Here is an 896-nt window from a genome sequence, read left to right as displayed (position 1 = left end):
AGGTCGTCGGCGGTCATCTGGCCGGCGTAGTCGACCAGCAGCTTCTCCGCGAACACCAGGTCATCGGTGCTGGCTTCGGGGTCGGCCTCGACCGCCTCGAGGGCCTTCACGATCACCCGGGCTTTGTCGGGGGACACCACACCTTCAGCCAGGCCGGCAGCGACGAGCTCGTACCTCGCGAGTCCGGCGGCGAGTTTCACCTCGGCACGCCCGATCTTCTTGTCGACCAGCAGCCCGGTGAACATCCACCCCGAGACATCTCTCGCGCCGGTCTCCTCAGCGATGTCACCAGACACCGCGAGGACCCGCAGTCTCAGCGCGGCCTGCTTGGCCTGGAGGATCTCCAAGCGCTTCAACCGGTCCTTCTTCTCCGCAGTGCGCCAGTAGGCAGGGTCCCTGGCGAGCAGGGTGTCAAGGGAAGACTCCAGGGCAGCGAGCTCCGCGTCGATCGGGTCCTGAGGGTTGATACCCCAGTGGTTGATCTCGGGTTCGAGACTCATCGCCGCCCCTCCTCTCCGGTGTTCAGAGGCGTGTCGTGATGGTCTGATTCTACTCCACCAGGCGACGTGAATCTACTTATCTTGGCAGGTCAAACCCTGTTTTTGCGGTGAGCGAACGGCCTCGGACTTGTGGATGGTAAGTGGCCCGAAGGGCCACCCTCCCACCCCATCAACACCCCCATTCCGAAGCAAGAACCCCTCCGCGCCACACCCGGGCCGCCGCCCCGATAGCCAGCCAAATCTTTTCTCGACATGGTCCGGTGTCAAGGACCGCGATAGCGGCCGGCGTAGCCGGCGGCCGAAGGCCGTCCTTGACTCCGGGGCATGTCGAGAACACCCTCGAAGCCGGGTCGGCGGCCCAGGCTGGCCTTCGGGTGGGACGTTCCGGCAGGGGGT

The 896-nt window shown here is 65.3% G+C and carries 1 pseudogene; it reads right to left on the bottom strand.

Annotated elements, in window-relative coordinates:
• Positions 1 to 500: pseudogene (locus ABZZ22_RS10595) on the bottom strand (HNH endonuclease); the annotation flags it as partial.
• Positions 501 to 896 lie beyond the last annotated feature (396 nt).

This window comes from Nocardioides sp. NPDC006273, assembly GCF_040613495.1.
Taxonomy (GTDB): domain Bacteria; phylum Actinomycetota; class Actinomycetes; order Propionibacteriales; family Nocardioidaceae; genus Nocardioides.
This window is presented reverse-complemented; position numbering and strand designations above follow the sequence as displayed.